General features: G+C 36.1%; 15 protein-coding genes. 13 read left to right on the top strand and 2 right to left on the bottom strand.

Annotation, left to right across the window (positions count from 1 at the left end; genetic code table 11):
• Window positions 1-149: 149 nt before the first annotated feature.
• The 10 genes from CC92_RS20745 (at window position 150) to CC92_RS0105195 (ending at window position 11,035) form a co-directional block, all read left to right on the top strand.
• Window positions 150-1,991, top strand: a complete 1,842-nt coding sequence (locus CC92_RS20745; protein WP_029504036.1) for a putative bifunctional diguanylate cyclase/phosphodiesterase — start codon at window positions 150-152, stop codon at window positions 1,989-1,991.
• A gap of 256 nt (window positions 1,992-2,247) precedes the next feature.
• A complete protein-coding gene (locus CC92_RS0105235) occupies window positions 2,248-3,186 on the top strand; it encodes a phosphate ABC transporter substrate-binding protein (RefSeq protein WP_029504037.1) in 939 nt (312 codons plus the stop codon).
• 167 nt (window positions 3,187-3,353) lie between these two features.
• Window positions 3,354-4,262, top strand: a complete 909-nt coding sequence (gene pstC, locus CC92_RS0105230) for a phosphate ABC transporter permease subunit PstC (protein ID WP_029504038.1) — start codon at window positions 3,354-3,356, stop codon at window positions 4,260-4,262.
• Between the two features lie 24 nt (window positions 4,263-4,286).
• Window positions 4,287-5,171, top strand: coding sequence for a phosphate ABC transporter permease PstA (gene pstA / locus CC92_RS0105225; RefSeq protein WP_029504039.1), 885 nt, complete (start codon window positions 4,287-4,289; stop codon window positions 5,169-5,171).
• Between the two features lie 4 nt (window positions 5,172-5,175).
• Window positions 5,176-5,934 carry a phosphate ABC transporter ATP-binding protein PstB gene (pstB, locus tag CC92_RS0105220; protein WP_029504040.1) on the top strand — a complete coding sequence of 253 codons (759 nt, stop codon included), beginning with the start codon at window positions 5,176-5,178 and terminating at the stop codon, window positions 5,932-5,934.
• Between the two features lie 109 nt (window positions 5,935-6,043).
• On the top strand, window positions 6,044-6,706 hold the full coding sequence (gene phoU, locus CC92_RS0105215; RefSeq protein ID WP_029504041.1) for a phosphate signaling complex protein PhoU: 663 nt from the start codon (window positions 6,044-6,046) through the stop codon (window positions 6,704-6,706).
• A 21-nt stretch (window positions 6,707-6,727) separates the two neighbouring features.
• Window positions 6,728-8,131 (top strand): sensor histidine kinase, encoded by a 1,404-nt coding sequence (locus tag CC92_RS0105210; RefSeq protein WP_029504042.1) that lies wholly within the window; start codon window positions 6,728-6,730, stop codon window positions 8,129-8,131.
• Between the two features lie 142 nt (window positions 8,132-8,273).
• Window positions 8,274-8,933, top strand: coding sequence for an HD domain-containing protein (locus CC92_RS0105205; RefSeq protein ID WP_029504043.1), 660 nt, complete (start codon window positions 8,274-8,276; stop codon window positions 8,931-8,933).
• A 14-nt stretch (window positions 8,934-8,947) separates the two neighbouring features.
• Complete coding sequence (locus CC92_RS0105200) at window positions 8,948-9,640, top strand: response regulator transcription factor (protein WP_029504044.1); 693 nt, start codon at window positions 8,948-8,950, stop codon at window positions 9,638-9,640.
• Between the two features lie 18 nt (window positions 9,641-9,658).
• Window positions 9,659-11,035, top strand: a complete 1,377-nt coding sequence (locus tag CC92_RS0105195) for a sensor histidine kinase (RefSeq protein ID WP_051650824.1) — start codon at window positions 9,659-9,661, stop codon at window positions 11,033-11,035.
• Between the two features lie 203 nt (window positions 11,036-11,238).
• Here CC92_RS0105195 and CC92_RS0105190 read toward each other — a convergent pair whose 3' ends face one another.
• Together CC92_RS0105190 and CC92_RS0105180 are read right to left on the bottom strand one after the other, a co-directional pair.
• Entirely contained in the window at window positions 11,239-13,014 is a 1,776-nt protein-coding gene (locus CC92_RS0105190; protein ID WP_029504047.1) for a Na/Pi cotransporter family protein, read from the bottom strand.
• Between the two features lie 731 nt (window positions 13,015-13,745).
• On the bottom strand, window positions 13,746-15,224 hold the full coding sequence (locus CC92_RS0105180) for a DUF1846 domain-containing protein (RefSeq protein WP_029504048.1): 1,479 nt from the start codon (window positions 15,222-15,224) through the stop codon (window positions 13,746-13,748).
• A gap of 460 nt (window positions 15,225-15,684) precedes the next feature.
• Between CC92_RS0105180 and pflB the strand changes: the two genes are divergently transcribed.
• The 3 genes from pflB (at window position 15,685) to grcA3 (ending at window position 18,408) form a co-directional block, all read left to right on the top strand.
• Window positions 15,685-17,730: a formate C-acetyltransferase gene (pflB, locus tag CC92_RS0105175; RefSeq protein ID WP_031420197.1), complete on the top strand. Its 2,046-nt coding sequence runs from the start codon at window positions 15,685-15,687 to the stop codon at window positions 17,728-17,730.
• Between the two features lie 17 nt (window positions 17,731-17,747).
• Window positions 17,748-17,954 carry a hypothetical protein gene (locus CC92_RS0105170; RefSeq protein WP_051650825.1) on the top strand — a complete coding sequence of 69 codons (207 nt, stop codon included), beginning with the start codon at window positions 17,748-17,750 and terminating at the stop codon, window positions 17,952-17,954.
• 217 nt (window positions 17,955-18,171) lie between these two features.
• Complete coding sequence (gene grcA3, locus CC92_RS0105165; RefSeq protein ID WP_029504053.1) at window positions 18,172-18,408, top strand: autonomous glycyl radical cofactor GrcA3; 237 nt, start codon at window positions 18,172-18,174, stop codon at window positions 18,406-18,408.
• The last annotated feature ends 28 nt before the right edge of the window (window positions 18,409-18,436 follow it).

Here is an 18,436-nt window from a genome sequence, read left to right as displayed (position 1 = left end):
TATAATTTTATAATGTTCGACATAATATATTAAGATATGTGAAAGAGAAAAGAAAATAGAATAGCATATTAATGGGATTGTAATAAGAAAGAAGAAAACGAGAGCGATTTCGTAGTATGGTAGGTGCATGACTTACGAAGGAGGTGCTAATGACCTATAACAAGGATGTGTTAGGAACGCAGTTTACCCTAGAATTATCGAGCTATGCCTTGGAACTTATAAGTAGAGTAAATGATGTATCGGAAGCTATTTCCCTTCTTTTAGCAAAGGTAGGGAAGCAATTTTCATTAAGTCATATTACAGTGCTAGAAAAGCAACGCAATTTGCCATGTTTTATGGCAACTTATGAATGGCATACCGCTGAAAATGAGCCAATGCGAAATCATATTATAACCTATACTGAGGAATTAAAAGAGGTATTTTTCGAACGAAGGGATCAGTCGGAAGAGCTTTTTACTTTGCAAGAACTAAAAGGTATGAAAGAAGCAAAGAATATTATTCCTATTATTGAACAAAACAAAGCAGATAATGTGATATTGTGTGCATTAAAACAAAAAGAGAAATTTATTGGATTTTTGAATATTGAGACAAGGAATGGAATTGATAAGTTTTCTGAGGAGGAAATAAGCGCTTTCTTGCAAACAAAACGAATTCTTGAGAACTTTTTTCTGGTATGTAGAGCAAATCAGGAGGCTCAAAGACGTATTGAGCAAGTTACCTTATTTGATCCTGTTACGGGGCTAATTAAATACGATTCCTTTTTAGAGCAAGCAGAATTAATATATAAAAATGATTTAAATAATCAGTACATATTGTTTTATGCAGATATCAATAATTTCAAGTACTTTAATGAAACCTATGGATATGCAGCAGGGGATGAGGTATTGCGATTATTTGAACAACATTTTATGTCACAAAGTTCGCGATATATGATAGGTAGCCGTATTTTTTCTGATTATTTTATTGGAATGACTTCGTTAAGGGGGCCAATAATTGAACGAAAACTGATTCAAGAAACACAGATGTTAAGTTATAGCTTTCAAAAGAAGATACAAAGTATCTACCCAGAATCCTCGATTCATATTGCTGCAGGAGTGATATTGATTGATAATAAAAATTTAGATCTTCAAACCTATATAGATAATGCGAATCAAGCTAGAAAAATCGCAAAATTTAATCGAATCAACTGTGTTCTCTTTGATAAGGATATGGAAGCGGAAAGAAAAAAATATTACCGCATCACAAGTATTGCTGAGGAAGCTTTAAAGAATAACGAATTTTATTTTGAGCTACAGCCAAAGATTGATTTGAGAACAAAGAGGATTGTGGGTGCAGAAGCATTGGCTCGCTGGGCGCGCCCAGATGGAACTGTTGTCTATCCAAATGAATTTATACCGATTTTTGAGCAGAATGGCTTTATTACAAAGTTAGATTTTTATGTCTATGGAAAAGTATGTGAGTACTTATTAAATAGAATTAGGAACGGGATGGAGATTGTTCCTATCTCAGTGAATGTTTCAAGGGTACATCTGAAACAAGATAACTTTGCAAAAAAGGTAATCCGCTTAGTGGAACAATATAGGATTCCGCCAAAGTATCTTGAGTTTGAACTGACAGAGAATATCTTCTTAGAAAACTCGGAACAAGCGAAAAAAACATTAATGGAATTAAAAAAATATGATTTTAAAGTATCGATGGATGATTTTGGATCGGGATTTTCTTCTTTAAATCTCTTAATGAACTTAGAGTTTGATATCTTAAAATTGGACAAGGACTTCCTTACAGATAATATAATTACAAAAAAAGAAGAAGTAGTTATAAAAAGTATTATACGAATGGCAAAACTCATGAAAATGACTGTTCTTTGTGAAGGTGTTGAGACAAAAGAGCAGGTTGATTTTCTCGAACGTATGCAGTGCGATATGGTGCAAGGTTATTATTTTGGAAAGCCAATGAAAACGGAACTGTTTGAAATTTGCATGAGCTCTTAACTTAAATATGAAGAATGTATTCTATTGAAACGAAGATGTAGCTTAGATTCCCTCAGATATTAAGGAGATTAACTTAAAATCTGGGGGGATCTTGTTTTTATGCTATTTTGTATAAGAACTAAATGGCTATAATTTTACATAGATTTCACATAACTTATACAATAGTGTGATAGTTCACGCTTTTTTTTTATGTTAAATTAAGAGTGTCAAAAGGAAATGAAAGAAAAATAAAACTCATGGGAAAAGGAGAGTAAGTATGATGATAAGTAAATTTATGAAGAAGGCAGCAGTTATGGCTTGTTGCGTAGCATTAATCGGAGGAGTGCTTACCGGTTGTGGAAAGAGTGATGATAGCAAAGATGCAAACAATTCAAATACAGGGAATCCAGGTGTAACAAATGAACCTACAAAATCAGAAGATAATAAACAAGAAGATAATAAACAAGAAGATAAAAAATTAAGCGGAACAATTACTTTAATCGGCTCCACCTCAATGGAGAAGTTAAGCAATGCAGTAGCAGAAGATTTTATGAATAAAAATGGCAATGTAACAGTAACACCTGAATTCGTTGGTTCTGGCGCAGGTATTGAAGCAGTATTAAATGGAACAGCAGACATCGGTAACTCTTCGAGAAACTTAAAAGATGCAGAGAAAGAAGCGGGAGCAGTTGAAAATATTGTAGCTATCGATGGTATTGCAGTAGTTCTTGATAAATCTAACACGGTAACAAACTTAACCAAAGATCAGTTAATCGGTATCTATACCGGCACTATTCGTAACTGGAGTGAATTAGGCGGCAATGATCAGCCAATCGTTGTTATCGGTAGAGAAGCTGGATCTGGTACAAGAGGTGCATTTGAAGAAATCTTAAAAGTAGAAGATCAGTGTGTCTATGCAAATGAATTAGACAATACAGGTGCGGTAATGGCAAAGGTTGCTTCTACTGCAGGTGCAATCGGATATGTATCACTTGATGTTGTTGATGATAGTGTAATTGTAGCTGATTTAGACGGTGTAGCTGCAACAGCAGAGAATATCAAAGCTGGTAATTACTTTTTAAGCAGACCATTTGTAATGGCTACCAAAGGCGAAATCAGCGAGCAGAGTGAATTAATTCAAGCTTTCTTTGAATATATGAAATCAGAAGATGGAAAAGCAATCATTGAAGCAGTAGGTTTAATAACTGTAGATTAAGATGCGAACTAATTGACGAAAATTAGAAGAAGAAAATGGTTGCATAGGAGTTTTCTCCTATGCAACTAAGTACTTAGGTATAGAATGCTATAGAAAGAGGAAGGCAGTGTATGAAAAATAAGAAAGAGGAAAAAGCGATGCCAGTAAGTAGCACAATACATGGCGGGATGAATCATAAGGCTGCTGATAAAGTAGAGAAAATTGCGCATGGTATTTTTATTACCTGCGCTTTTGTTGCTGTCCTTGCGGTAGTATCTATCTCACTCTACATGATTATCAACGGTGTGCCAGCGATATTTAAAGTAGGACTAAAAGAAATTCTGTTTAGTACCGTATGGAAACCTACGGCGACAGAGCCTAGCTTTGGTATTGCTTATGTTATTCTAACCTCCATTGTTGGTACGTTTGCAGCAATTTTAATCGGTGTACCAATCGGTGTTGGTACTGCTGTATTTTTAACAGAAATCGCAAATAAAAAAGTAGCAGCAATCATAACTCCTGCAGTAGAATTACTGGCGGGAATCCCGTCCGTAGTATATGGTTTACTTGGTTTATTAATCTTAAATCCACTCATGTACAAATTAGAGATGTATTTGTTCAAGGATTCACCAACACATATTTTCACTGGTGGTGCAAATTTAATTTCTGCGGTACTAGTACTTGCAATTATGATTTTACCGACAGTAATCAGTATCAGTTCTTCTGCACTTCGTGCAGTTCCTGCTTCATTAAAAAACGCCTCTTTAGCAGTAGGAGCAACTAAAATTCAAACGATAACAAAAGTGTTACTTCCAGCTGCGAAATCTGGTATTGTAACCGCGATTATTTTAGGTATCGGTCGTGCGATTGGAGAAGCGATGGCGATAAGTTTAGTAAGTGGTAGTGTTGTTAATATTCCACTTCCATTTAATTCAGTACGTTTCTTAACAACTGCGATTGTTAGTGAGATGTCGTATTCTCAGGGAACCCATCGTCAGGTACTCTTCACAATCGGATTGGTATTGTTTGTATTTATTATGATAATAAACCTTTCCTTAAATAAAATCCTAAAGAAGGGAGGGAAGGTTGAAAGATAAAACATTCTTTCAATCGAAGTAAAGATGGATAGAAAAATTAGTATCTATGAAAAAAGAAGAAGGCCAAAAGATAAGATTCTAATCGGTTTTACTATTCTTTGCGCAGGAATTTCCATTGCTTTGTTCGTTGGTATCGTATCTTATGTTTTCATAAGGGGAATTAGGAGTGTTAACTGGGAGTTTTTAACGACTGCCCCAAGTGCTATTAAGGGTACGTTTGGTATTGCAGGAAATATTATTAATACTTTGTACATTGTCATCTTAACTTTATTATTAGTAACCCCAATTGGTATTGGTGCAGCGATTTATCTGAATGAATATGCAAAACCAGGAAAGGTAGTTCGATTGATTGAGTTCACGACAGAGACGTTAAGTGGTATTCCATCGATTATCTTTGGTTTATTTGGTATGGTGTTTTTCGGAACGACCCTTGGATTATCCTACTCCTTATTAACTGGTGCCCTAACCTTAAGTTTGATGGTGCTTCCCCTCATTACAAGAAATACCCAGGAAGCATTGAAGACAGTTCCAAAAAGCTATCGTGATGGTGCACTCGGTATGGGTTCTACCAAATGGCATATGATTAGAACAATACTGTTACCTTCTGCGATGCCTGGAATTATAACCGGTATTATTCTTGCCATAGGCAGAATTGTCGGTGAGTCAGCAGCTCTTTTATTTACTGCAGGTAGCGGTTATTTACTTCCGAAACTTGGAGAATATGGAGAAGGCTTAATCACAAAGGTAACCCAGCCAGGTGGTACATTGACCATTCAGCTTTATCTTAGTATGACAAAGGCAAAATACGATGATGCTTTTGGTATCGCGGTTGTTTTGTTAACGATAGTTTTAGGTATTAATATTCTAACAAAAGTGTTAGCACGTAAATTTGACGTGAATCGGAGGTAATAAAGTGAGCAAGGATAAGATTATAACAAGAGATTTGCAATTATATTATGGAACAAATCATGCACTCAAAGGGATTAACATGGACATTAAAGAAAAGTCCATCACAGCTTTTATAGGGCCTTCCGGATGTGGTAAGTCAACCTTTCTTAAGACATTAAACCGTATGAATGATTATGTAGATGGAGTTAAGATCACCGGACAGATACTTCTTGATGGGGAGGATATCTATGGAGAGAGGGTAGATACCACCTTACTAAGAAAAAAGGTGGGTATGGTATTTCAGCAACCCAATCCATTTCCTATGAGTATTTATGATAATATAGCGTATGGACCAAGAATCCATGGAATAAAAGCGAAAGCAGAGTTAGATGAAATTGTTGAGAAATCTTTACGTGGTGCAGCATTGTTTGAAGAGGTAAAAGACCGTTTAAAGAAATCTGCGCTTGGTTTATCCGGTGGGCAGCAGCAAAGATTATGTATTGCCAGAGCTCTTGCGGTAGAGCCAGAAGTATTACTAATGGATGAACCAACTTCAGCACTTGACCCAATCTCAACATTAAAGATAGAAGACTTAATGAGTGACTTGAAAGAAAAGTACACAGTTGCGATTGTTACTCATAATATGCAACAGGCAGCTCGTATTTCGGATTATACTGCATTTTTCTTAGTAGGAGATATGGTTGAATTTGCGGAAACAGAAACGTTATTTACAAGACCAACCGATAAGAGAACAGAAGATTATATTACAGGTAGATTTGGATGATAAAAAGTATATGGGTTAGGTTGAAAAATATTTTCAATCTGCATATTGTGATAGCGTACAAATATGCTATCATAATTAGTAGGCGTAAAAGCCCTGAATGGAGGATAATATGGCACCAAGAGTAAGTTTTGAATACGAGTTAACAATATTAAACAATAATTTAAGAGATATGGGTACCTTAATAGAATCAGCCATTGATAAAGTTATCAAGGCATTTGAAAATGAAGATGGAACGTTAGCCACAGAGATTATTCAAGGAGACCGTACCATTAATGATATGGAACGAGTGATTGAATCCAGATGTCTATCTTTAATACTACGCCAGCAGCCGGTTGCAAAAGACCTTAGGATTGTGACTACTGCACTTAAGGTTGTAACTGATATGGAGCGTATTGGGGATCACGCAGCAGATATTTCAGAGTTAATTCTTCGTAATATCAAGCAAAATACGTATACTATCGTAAAAGCAATACCAAAGATGGCACAAGTTGCAAAAGAAATGGTGCATGATGCAGTTGAGGCATTTATTTCTTGTGATACAGAGGCAGCAAGAGTAACAATAAAAAAAGATGATATTGTCGATGATTTATTCAATGAAGTGAAAAGTACTGTCATTGAGGCAATGAAAAATAGCGGTGAGAATGCAGATAGTTATATCGATATCTTAATGATAGCGAAGTATATGGAGCGAATTGGCGATCATGCAGTGAATATTTGTGAATGGACTGAGTTCCATGAAACTGGTTCTCTTAATAATGTACGGATTTTATAAGTGGTAAAGGGATGGTAAGCTATGAGAAGAGCGATTATGAAACGATTTATTCTAGTGCTGGTAGGGGCTATGGTGTTCAGTGGTATCTTATTTTATACAACAGTAAGTAATACTATGCACAAGAATACGAAGGAAGATATGAGACTAAGTCTGATTACGCTTGATAATTCGCTTGACTATACCGAATCTTTAATGAATCAGATAAAAATATTATCAACGACACTAGACCAGAAAAAAGCACGGTATACCATACTTAATGATAAGGGAGACGTTGTCGCAGATACTGGTACCAAGGATATTGAACGCTTAGAGAATCACTTAGAACGTGAGGAAGTGAAAGAAGCATTAAAGGATGGGCTTGGTTATGCGAAGCGATATTCTACTACAATGGAAACACAGATGCTTTATACCGCTATTTCTTCCAATAAGTCAGACTATATCCTAAGAATTGCGATTCCATATTCCGGTAACTCGGAATACTTGTTATGGTTACTTCCCTCCATCGTGATCAGTATTACTGTATCAGCATTATTAGCTGTTGTGATGTCAGACACCTTGACAAAATCAATTACAAGGCCGTTATATCAAATTGCATCCATTATGGATAATTATAAAGAGGAAAATCCAGAACTTTCCCTGCCGAGTACACCCTATGAAGAGTTAAACATCATTGCGCAATCAGCAAAGAAGATGGCTGATTCTGTTAAGAAGTATACGGAAGGAATTGAATTTGAGCGAATGGTGCGTCAGGAATTCTTTTCGAATGCGTCACATGAATTAAAAACGCCAATCACTTCTATTCGTGGTTATACCGAATTATTACTGGGCGGATTTACATCTGATAAAGCAACCAGTGAAGATTTTATGAAGCGAATACTAACGGAAACAGAGAATATGACGAATCTCATTAATGATATTCTTATGATTTCAAGACTTGAAACAAGGGACTATGAGATTGAAACGACTGAAATTCGCATGGCGATATTATTACAGGATGTCATTAACACGCTTCAACCAATCGCTGTAAAGCAAGGAGTTCATCTACAAACCGAATGTAAGCCAGCCATTATCAATGCAAATAGACAGCATATGAGAGAATTATTGAACAATCTAATTGGGAATGCGATTAAATACAATAAGCCAAATGGTATGGTTTATGTAACAATAAACACCTTAGGAAGAGATTTGATGATTGTTGTTAAGGATACAGGAGTTGGAATTCCAAAGGATTCGATGGCAAGAGTTTTCGAACGGTTCTACCGAGTGGACAAAGGAAGAAGCCGCAAGGTTGATGGAACTGGTCTTGGCCTATCCATTGTAAAACATATTGTAAATTATTATGGTGGTAATATAACATTAGAAAGTGAGCTAAATGTGGGCTCTACTTTTACAGTACGTTTACCCGAGGTGAAGGCAAATAGCTAGAAATCATAGATTTTATAAAAGGTTGTGTAAAAAGAAAGTGTAATGTTATAATGAAATTATAAACTTTAGCAATACTATATACAAAAATATGTTTTGCACACTGTGAGAAAGTACACACAATGCAACTGGATGGAGGTCTTAAGTGATAACATTTGCAGAGTTAGAGAAAAATGAAGCGGTAAATACGTATATTAGAAAAGCAGATGAAACATTAATCGCTCTTGGATATACAGAACATAGTTTTGCACATGTAAGAAAGGTAGCATTTACAGCAAGGAATATTTTATTGACTCTTGGTTACTCAGAACGGGAGGCAGAACTTGCCCAGATTGCAGGATATCTGCATGACATCGGGAATGTAATCAATCGAATTGATCATGCACAAAGCGGTGCTGTTATGGCATTTCGTATCCTTGATAAGCTAGGTGCTGATCCAGAGGATATTGCAACGATTATTACAGCAATCGGAAATCATGATGAATCGACAGCGTTTCCAGTCAATCCAGTTTCTGCAGCCCTGATATTAGCAGATAAAACTGATGTTAGGGATACAAGAGTGCGGAATCAAGATATTGCTAGTTTTGATATTCATGACCGTGTCAATTACTCTGTGAAAAAGTCTGAGATTACAATTAATACAGAGAAGACAATCATTGAATTAAAATTACATGTCGACACTTCTGTTTGTGCAGTAATGGATTATTTTGAAATATTTATGGGACGAATGCTTTTATGTAGAAGGGCGGCTGAAAAGTTAAACTTAAAGTTTCAGCTTGTCATAAACGAGCAAAAACTTATGTAGTAGGGGGATAAAAAATGGCTACGGAGGAAAAAGCATTGATCTATATTGTGGAAGATGATAGAAATATTCGTGAAATTGAAGGGTATGCATTAAAAAATAGTGGATTTGAAGTGGAAGTTTTTGAAACGGGAGAAGAACTATATAGAGCTTTGGACCAAGAAGTTCCAGAATTAATTTTACTAGATGTTATGCTGCCGATGGAAGATGGACTGAGTATTCTTTCTAATGTTAGAAAGAATCCAAAAACAGCGAATATTCCTATCATGATGGTTACAGCAAAAACCACGGAGATGGATAAGGTTAAGGGATTAGACCTTGGTGCCGATGATTATATTACGAAACCATTTGGGATTATGGAATTAGTCTCTCGCGTGAAAGCATTATTACGTCGAGCTGGAGGAAATGGTCAAAACTCTGGTTCTCTAAGCTTTCATAATGTGTCCTTACACGTTGAAAAACATAGTGTAACTGTGGAAGGTGAAAGCTGTGAACTTACGTATAAGGAGTTTGAACTACTTCGCTATCTTTTAGAGAACCAGGGAATTGTTTTATCCAGGGATCGCATCATGGAACGTGTATGGGGCTTTGATTACGAGGGAGAAAGTAGAACCGTAGATATGCACATAAAAACGTTGCGCCAGAAGTTAGGTGTTGGTGGTGATATCATAAAAACCGTCCGTAACGTAGGGTATAAAGTCGGGGACTAACAAATAGGAGGAAGTCCTATGAGTATGAAAAAAAGGATAACGGTACAGTTATGTGTAGTAGGTGGCATTGCCATTGTGGTTACCACGATGCTTTCAATGTTCGTCTACTATATGATGTTTCAAAGGCAAATCTTTAGTGATCTTGAAACAAACCTTGAGGTGATAGAGGTCTTGTTCGGAGATGGAACTATTGAAAATGGTTGCCAGATACCTTCGGAAGATGTGCTTCGCGTGACTCTAATTGATCAAGAGGGAGCGGTATTATACGATAGTGATGCTAATTCTTTTAGTATGGAGAATCATAAAGAGCGACCAGAGATTAAAGAGGCGCTAAAAGAAGGAATAGGTAAGGACATTCGAGTATCCAATACGATAGGACAGAACACCTATTACTATGCGAAGCAAATAGGAAATAATTATGTTTTACGTGTTGCCAAAGAAGCGAATGGTATGCTTGCTTTATTTTATGAAGCTCTTCCAATTATCATAGTGGTTGCAATCCTATTATTGCTTATTTGCTCGTTATTAGCGAAATATCTTACAAAGCGAATTGTTCGTCCAATCGAGAATATGGCACAAGAATTGTCACTTATTACGGAGTTTGAAGAGATAGTTCCTTATGAGGAGTTGATTCCATTTGCTACGATGATTAAGGATCAGCATAGTAATATACATAAGCAGCTAAGAGATTTGGAACACAGTGAAAAAATTCGTCAGGAATTTACTGCAAATGTATCTCATGAGTTAAAGACTCCATTAACCGCGATTACTGGATATTCTGAGCTGATTGAGGAAGGGATAGCCTCGCAAGGGGATACGATACGATTTGCAAAAGAAATAAGGAAGAATGCAACAAGGTTACTTCATCTTATCAATGATATCATTGAATTATCTGAACTTGATATTGCAGAAGAAGAGGTAAAGAAGGAAGAGTTAGATTTATATGAGATAGCTAAAAATTGCACGGATACTTTGAAAATAACTGCAAAAAATCATGAGGTAGAGTTAAAACTAATTGGAAATAAAGTAATGCTTTATGCGAATAAAAATATGATGGAGGAGTTAATCACAAATCTTTGTGATAATGCAATTCGATATAATAAAAAGGGTGGTATTGTAAAGGTTGTTCTCTATTCAAAGGATGAGAATGTGATACTTACAGTAGAGGATACTGGTATAGGGATTCCCAAGGAGCATTTTGCACGAGTATTTGAACGTTTTTATCGTGTGGATAAAAGTCGTTCCAAGCAAACTGGTGGTACCGGACTTGGACTTGCGATTGTAAAACATATCGTAGCGAAGCACGGTGCTAAGATTACATTAAAAAGTGAAGTAATGATAGGAACAACGGTTACCATAGAGTTCCCATCGCAGAATAAAGTAGAAAAAAAGTAAGGTGCTGCTTAACTAATAGCACCTTACTTTTTTATTCATGACAAGGAAAGGTTCGCAAAGCGAGCTTTTTCTTGTTTATACAATATAAACTCCGCAATGCGTGTTTTTCTTGTCTTACATTTGCAAGAAAGCTTGTTGATTTATCTTGTGATGCTGTTAATCATTTTGATATTTCTGTATCATCAGGAGAAAAAATAATGACACTACTCGTTAGTTATCTCTGGTAGAGCATATTTTTTCTTATTTGCTTCAAATTGTTCTGTAAAAGAACGATCACCAGTGTATTTTACATCATGAAGATATTCATGAGTATCAAAGCTGTTTTCACTTAACTGTAGCATGCTTACAGCAATGTTAGAACAGTGATCCGACACACGTTCATAGTTTGTTAAAATATCAGTATAGACAAAACCAAGTTCTGTTGTGCACTGTCCTTTTTGTAATCGTTTAATATGTCGATCTTTTAACTCTTTTCTTAAGTGGTCAATTACTTCTTCCAGTGGTTCGATTCTTTTTGCTAATTCTAAGTCATCAGTAACAAATGCTTTTATTGTCATATTTAATATATCGGTTACAGCGCTTGTCATAACATCTAGTCCATCTTGTGCTTCTTTCGAGAAGTTAATCGATTTTTGATGAATCTCCTTAGCAAGATCTAATAGATTAACTGCATGGTCACTGATACGTTCTAGATCACCAATGCTGTGCAAATACATAGAAACTGAGTTACTATCAGTGATTGACAAATTCTTGGTACTTAATTTAACAAGGTAGGTCCCAAGCATGTCCTCATATTTATCAACCTTATCTTCATTTACCATAATGGATGCGCCTACTTTATCATCAAATTCTGTAAGCAGACGAATAGAAGTTAAGATTGTTTCTTTTGATAACTCAGCCATTTGTTTGGTGGCTTCACTACACTGATCTACTGCATAACCTGGGGATGCTAGAAAACGCTCGTCAATTCCGGTGATTTTATCTTCTGAAACCTTAGAATCCTCACCATCCTTTATTGTAATACAAGCCAGTTTCTCAAGGCCTCTTGTAAATGGAAGTAATAATGCAGTAGCTAATAAGTTAAAGGTTGTATGAACCGCAGCGATAGAAACAGCATCTACGGAATCATTAATAAACGGAAATCCTATGGTATATTGAATCGTGTAAAAAATTAATAAGAATATGATTGTACCAATCATGTTAAAGTAAAGGTGAACTAATGCAGCACGTTTTGCATTCTTGTTGGCACCGATACTAGAAATTAATGCAGTTATACAAGTTCCTATATTCTGACCCATGATAATTGGGATAGCTGAGCCAAATGTGATACCACCAGTCATAGAAAGTGCCTGTAGGATACCTACTGAAGCAGAGGAACTTTGGATGACTGCTGTTAAGATTGCACCTGTTAATACGCCAAGGACTGGATTTGAAAACATCGTAAGAATATTTCTGAACTCTGGGATATCTGCTAAAGGTTTCACAGCACCGCTCATTGTATCCATACCAAACATAAGGATGGCAAATCCAATTAGGATGCTTCCGACATCTTTTTTCTTATCTTTCTTTGCAGCCATAACTAAGATAATTCCAATGAACGCAAGAATTGGCGCAAAAGAAGAAGGCTTTAAGATTTTTACGAGAAAACTGTCACCTTCTAATCCGGAAAGGCTTAGAATCCACGCAGTCGCAGTGGTACCAAGATTAGCACCCATAATGATGCCGATTGCTTGTCTTAATTTCATGATACCAGAGTTTACAAATCCAACTACCATAACAGTAGTAGCAGAAGAAGATTGAATGACAGCTGTAACAAGAGCACCAAGTGCCACCGATTTAATTGGATTTGAGGTTAATTTTTCTAATAGTCGTTCTAATCGACCGCCAGCCACCTTATCCAAACCTGCGCCCATAACATTCATTCCGTAAAGAAAAAATGCTAATCCTCCTAACAGGGTAAATAACGAAAAAATATCCATAGGGATTCTCCTTTTTATCAAGTTATCATTTGTCTTCCTAGACCAATTGCCTTTTTAGGATAGAAGATAAATGTAAAATGAAATAGGTGTATTTGTAAAATCTGTGTAAAATTTATAATGTTGCTTTATTTTTATATTAAACTAAAATACGATATAGTATTAGTTTTTCACTATATTATGAAAATATGACATAAAAAATAAAAAAATTGATCAAAAGCTATGAAATGAATAGAAAAAAATTGATAAAATATAGAAGAATAGGAACTAGTGAGAAGAAAAGATTATAAAATAGATCATCAATTAAAATAGCTAAAAAGATTATTCATAGAATTAATACGAAAGAAGTGGAAATGAAGAGAAAGAATAAAGAAAGATGAAGAAAGAATAGAAAAAGAACAGAGAAAGAATAAAGAAAGAACAGAGAAAGAATAAAGAAAGAACAGAGAAAGAATAAAGAAAGAATAGAGAAAGAATAGAGAAAGAATAGAGAAAGAATAGAGAAAGAATAGAAAAAGAATAGAGAAAGAAGTAGAGAAGAAGCAGAAAAAGAATAGAAAAAGAATAGAAAAAGATGTAGAAAAGAAGCAGAAGAAGTAGAGAATGGAGTTAAGAAACATAAAAGTGCCCAGAACATTAGTTGAGTGTTCTGAAACTAATGTTCTGAGCATTAGAAACGGAGGTATGGTTGTTCTTTTAAAAAAGTTATTGTGGACTTTTGTTAATAGCTTAATTTAATGGAATAGTTTATTATTCTCGTAGGTTGGTTCAGAGGTTAAGTGCACACCTAGCTTTTTAAATACTTTTCGGTCAACCTCAGATAAAATAACGCTGGTATGAACTTCACAACCTTTTAATTGTGGAAGCTGTTCCATTGCCTTTCTGGCATACTCATCTTCTTTCGCACTGATGGAAAGAGCAATCAGGACTTCATCCGTATGAAGTCTTGGATTAGAACTTCCGAGATACTGAGTTTTTAATTGCTGTATAGGTCCGATAGCAAGTGGTGAGATGACATGAGTCTTATGAGGAATTCCAGCAAGAGCTTTTAACGCATTTAATAACACAGCTGCTGATGCGCCTAGTAATTCACTTGTTTTACCGGTAATTATGCTTCCGTCTGCTAATTGCATAGCAACTGCTGGAGATTTACGAAGGTCTGCTAAGTCATTTGCAGCTTTTATAACAGGACGATCCTCTACGGATACACCTACCTGATTTAGGAGAAGCTCCAGCTTATATACTTCATCACTATCACTTACACCTGTTATAACATTGCAGAGTGTCTGGTAGTATCTTCGCAGAATTTCTTGTTTGGAGGCATCTCGACAGGCCTGATCGTCTATGATACAATTCCCAGCCATATTAACTCCCATGTCGGTTGGTGATTTGTATGGACAATGTTCATCAATCCTTAAGAAAATTGCTTTTAGTACTGGGAAGATCTCAACATCTCGATTGTAATTAACCGTTGTTACACCATAGGCTTCCAGATGGAACGGATCAATCATATTAACATCATTAAGATCAGCAGTTGCTGCTTCATAAGCTACATTCACTGGATGCTTTAAAGAAAGATTCCAAATTGGGAAAGTCTCGAATTTAGCGTAACCTGCGCGTACGCCACGTTTATGCTCATGATAGAGCTGAGAAAGACAAGTTGCCATTTTACCGCTACCAGGGCCAGGAGCAGTAATTACAACAAGTGGTCTGCTAGTTTGGATAAATTCATTTTTTCCATAACCATCGTCACTTAAAATCAATGAGATATTATTTGGATAACCTGGAATAATATAATGAAGGTATACTTTCACTCCTAATGCTTCTAGTTTTGATTTAAAAAGATCAGCACTGCTTTGACCTGAATACTGGGTGATAGTAACACTACCAACATATAACCCCTTACTCTGGAAAGCATCGATAAGTCGGAGTACATCCAAATCGTAAGTAATTCCTAAATCCCCACGAACTTTACTCTTTTCTATATCAATGGCACTAATTACGATTACAATCTCCGCTTGATCTTTTAGTTCCAGAAGCATCTTTAATTTACTATCTGGTTCAAATCCTGGTAATACACGGGATGCGTGATAATCATCAAATAATTTACCTCCAAACTCTAGATAAAGTTTGTTATCAAACTTACTGATTCTTTCCCGTATATGCTCCGATTGCATCTTTAAATACTTTTGATTGTCAAATCCGACTTTCATGTGGTACCGTCCCTTCTTTATTTATCCTATTACATTTTTATTTTGATAAGAGAGGTCAACTCAACCTCTGTTTTGACTACCAATTAGGGTATTACTATAAAATACAACAATATGGGTCAATAGATCTCAAACACGACTATTATAGCACAGGAAAATACAGTACTCAACCCAAAAGAGTTATCATTTTTGTGACTAAATATTCGTTTTTGGTATATTAGTATAATCTAATAGAATAAATGTATTCTATTTTCTATAATTTTCAATATTGATAATCATTGCTATTTCTTATATAATGATGCTAAGAACTTGGAATAGATTTTTTTACAATATATTGTCTATTTTTTAACAACTCATCAATATGTTGTGGTTTACTGGTCAAGCTTTTCGTAATAATAAGCTTGCTCCCGAGTTCATTCCACACAGCTGCAACAGCGTAAGGAGGATAATGATGACTTCAGTTATGAAACAGGAATGGGAAGGTTTTAAGCAAGGAAGATGGTGCACCACAGTAAATGTTCGAGATTTTATCCAGAACAATTATACAATGTATGATGGTGATGAATCCTTTTTAGCAGGACCAACCGAAGCCACCAATAAACTTTGGGCTCAGGTTATGGAGCTTTCTAAGAAAGAATTAGAAAAGGGCGGAGTCCTTGATATGGATACTAAAGTAGTATCTACTATCGTTTCTCACGGTCCTGGTTATTTAGATAAAGATCTTGAAACAATTGTTGGTTTTCAAACCGATAAACCTTTTAAGAGATCCCTACATGTATTTGGCGGTATTCGTATGGCACAGAATGCATGCCATGAAAATGGATACGAGGTAGATGATGAGGTAGTGCGTATTTTTACGGATTACCGTAAGACACATAATCAAGGTGTATTTGATGCGTACACGGATGAAATGAAACTCGCCAGAAAATCAGCAATCATTACTGGTTTGCCAGATGCCTATGGTAGAGGTAGAATTATTGGAGATTACCGTAGAGTAGCACTTTATGGTACAGATTTCCTTATAGAAGACAAAAAAGAACAACTTGCAACATCTCTAAAGAGAATGACAAGTAAGAATATACGTTTAAGAGAAGAATTAGCAGAGCAAATTCGTGCATTAAAGGAACTAGCGAAGCTAGGTTCAATCTATGGATATGATATTACTAAGCCAGCTACCAATGCAAAAGAAGCAATTCAGTGGCTCTATTTCGGATATCTTGCAGCGGTTAAGGAGCAAAACGGTGCGGCTATGAGCTTAGGCCGTACATCTACCTTCCTTGACATTTATATCCAGAGAGATTTAGACAATGGTGTTATTACAGAAAAACAAGCACAAGAATATATCGATCATTTTATTATGAAACTTCGTCTTGTGAAGTTTGCAAGAACACCTGAATACAATGCCCTATTCTCCGGTGACCCTACTTGGGTAACAGAGAGTATCGCAGGTATTGGGACTGATGGACGTCATATGGTAACAAAGACTTCCTTCCGTTACCTTCATACTCTTGATAACCTTGGTACTGCTCCAGAACCAAACATGACAGTGCTATGGTCTACTAGACTTCCAAGATATTTTAAGGAATACTGTGCGAAGATGTCAATTAAGTCATCCTCCATTCAGTATGAAAATGACGATATCATGCGTCCAACTCATGGTGATGATTATGCAATCGCTTGTTGTGTATCCTCTATGAGAATTGGTAAAGAGATGCAGTTCTTTGGAGCTCGTGCAAATCTTGCAAAATGTCTTCTTTACGCTATCAATGGTGGTGTGGATGAAGTCCTTAAGATTCAGGTAGGACCAAAATACCGTCCAGTTGAGGGTGAGTACCTAAATTATGATGATGTTATGGCAAAATACAAAGATATGATGGAGTGGCTTGCAGAGCTTTATGTGAATACATTAAATGTAATCCACTACATGCATGACAAATACAGCTATGAGAGAATTCAGATGGCACTTCATGACCGTGATGTAAAGCGTTACTTTGCAACTGGTATTGCTGGACTTTCTGTTGTAGCAGACTCTCTAAGCGCAATTAAGTATGCTAAAGTAAAAGTAATTCGTGATGAGAATGGCATTGTAACAGATTACGAAATCGAAGGGGATTATCCAAAGTACGGTAACAATGATGACCGTGTTGACGATATCGCGGTACAATTAGTTCACGACTTCATGAATATGATTCGTAAACACCACACTTATCGTGATGGATACCCAACTATGTCAATTTTAACTATTACTTCTAATGTAGTTTATGGTAAGAAGACTGGTAATACTCCAGACGGACGTAAGAAAGGTGAGCCTTTAGCACCTGGTGCTAATCCAATGCATCGCCGTGATACTCATGGTGCAGCAGCCTCACTTGCATCTGTTGCAAAACTTCCATTCCGCGATGCTCAGGATGGTATTTCCAATACCTTCTCCATTGTACCAGGAGCATTGGGTAAGAATGATGTATTATTTGCTGGAGACTTAGACTTAGATCTTATGGCTGACGACTAAGAAAGGATGGGTCCGATATGACTGAACAAGAAAGAATTAATGAACTGGTTGCTATGCTTGACCAATTTGTCGAAGGCGGTGGCGGGCATATGAATATAACAGTAGAGGATTCTAATTTTATGGCAGCGGACCGGATAGATAAGAAGTCCATCAGTGCAGATTGTAGGGGTGGCAACGTTGCATGCCAGGTTCCGACATTGCATAAAGGTTTTGATGACATGTAAGAAGGGTCCTAGAAAAATAAGTTAGAAAATTTGTTGTTTTTCTATTATCTTAGTTATAAAAAATTCCATAGCATAAGACTAAGATTAGTTAAAAACAGCATACCAAGATAATCTAAAGTTAAGTCCTTTTGGATTTTATCATAGATTTTTATATTTATATACTATATAACGGTATATCGCTCTAAGGTGTGCCGACATGTGGCAGAAGGAGGTTAGTATGTCGAATCAACAGGTAGAAAACTTAGTATCTTTATTAGATGGTTATGTTGAAAAAGGTGGCCATCACTTAAATGTTAATGTGTTCACAAAAGAAACTTTATTAGATGCACAGGCTCATCCAGAAAATTACCCACAGCTAACAGTACGTGTTTCTGGTTATGCAGTAAACTTTACAAAACTTACAAAAGAGCAGCAGGATGATGTTATCTCAAGAACATTTCATCAGTCTATGTAAGTAATTATTTTGTGAGTAAAAGTGAACT

The organism is Lachnoclostridium phytofermentans (assembly GCF_000733755.1).
Lineage (GTDB): Bacteria > Bacillota > Clostridia > Lachnospirales > Lachnospiraceae > Lachnoclostridium > Lachnoclostridium phytofermentans_A.
Note: the sequence above shows the minus strand (reverse complement) of the source record. Positions and strands in the feature narration are given on the sequence as shown.

Excerpts from the sequence above, each read along its gene's own strand:
- CC92_RS20745 (WP_029504036.1), top strand. The coding sequence starts at position 150 with ATGACCTATAACAAGGATGTGTTAGGAACGCAGTTTACCCTAGAATTA.
- CC92_RS0105235 (WP_029504037.1), top strand. The coding sequence starts at position 2,248 with ATGATGATAAGTAAATTTATGAAGAAGGCAGCAGTTATGGCTTGTTGC.
- pstC (WP_029504038.1), top strand. The coding sequence starts at position 3,354 with ATGAATCATAAGGCTGCTGATAAAGTAGAGAAAATTGCGCATGGTATT.
- pstA (WP_029504039.1), top strand. The coding sequence starts at position 4,287 with ATGGATAGAAAAATTAGTATCTATGAAAAAAGAAGAAGGCCAAAAGAT.
- phoU (WP_029504041.1), top strand. The coding sequence starts at position 6,044 with ATGGCACCAAGAGTAAGTTTTGAATACGAGTTAACAATATTAAACAAT.
- CC92_RS0105210 (WP_029504042.1), top strand. The coding sequence starts at position 6,728 with ATGAGAAGAGCGATTATGAAACGATTTATTCTAGTGCTGGTAGGGGCT.
- CC92_RS0105200 (WP_029504044.1), top strand. The coding sequence starts at position 8,948 with ATGGCTACGGAGGAAAAAGCATTGATCTATATTGTGGAAGATGATAGA.
- CC92_RS0105195 (WP_051650824.1), top strand. The coding sequence starts at position 9,659 with ATGAGTATGAAAAAAAGGATAACGGTACAGTTATGTGTAGTAGGTGGC.
- CC92_RS0105190 (WP_029504047.1), bottom strand. The coding sequence starts at position 13,014 with ATGGATATTTTTTCGTTATTTACCCTGTTAGGAGGATTAGCATTTTTT.
- CC92_RS0105180 (WP_029504048.1), bottom strand. The coding sequence starts at position 15,224 with ATGAAAGTCGGATTTGACAATCAAAAGTATTTAAAGATGCAATCGGAG.
- pflB (WP_031420197.1), top strand. The coding sequence starts at position 15,685 with ATGAAACAGGAATGGGAAGGTTTTAAGCAAGGAAGATGGTGCACCACA.
- CC92_RS0105170 (WP_051650825.1), top strand. The coding sequence starts at position 17,748 with ATGACTGAACAAGAAAGAATTAATGAACTGGTTGCTATGCTTGACCAA.
- grcA3 (WP_029504053.1), top strand. The coding sequence starts at position 18,172 with ATGTCGAATCAACAGGTAGAAAACTTAGTATCTTTATTAGATGGTTAT.